Source organism: Pseudomonas capeferrum, assembly GCF_013523055.1.
GTDB lineage: Bacteria > Pseudomonadota > Gammaproteobacteria > Pseudomonadales > Pseudomonadaceae > Aquipseudomonas > Aquipseudomonas capeferrum_A.
In genome coordinates, this window is record NZ_JAAMQM010000078.1 from 1 (window position 1) to 339 (window position 339).

Sequence of the window (339 nt, forward strand, 5' to 3'; positions counted from 1 at the left end):
TGCTGACCAAAACCTGGTCGCCGCCATTTGGCGTACCTGGAGTCCCTGGATTGTTCGGCGTACCGGTTTCGTCAGTGACGACTGTGTTGGTGCTGCCAGCAGTGATCAGGTTCTCGAAGACCGCATCACCAGTTACACCGGTGATGGTCTGGGCAATGGCCGGCTGGCCACCGACATACACGTCATCGTTGGCGGTGATGGTGGCGGTGCCAGCGGTACTGCCGCTCGGGATGGTGATCGTGGTGCCATCGGTGAGGGTGAACGTCAGGCCCGCATGGCCGGTAACTGGCAGGCCTTGGGCGTTGCTCAGGGTCACGGTGTAGGTGATCTGACCGCCTT

At 61.4% G+C, this 339-nt stretch carries 1 protein-coding gene; it reads right to left on the reverse strand.

Annotated elements, in window-relative coordinates; genetic code table 11:
* On the reverse strand, nucleotides 1-339 hold a 339-nt coding region (locus tag G7009_RS28370), incomplete at both ends, for an immunoglobulin-like domain-containing protein (protein WP_181133386.1).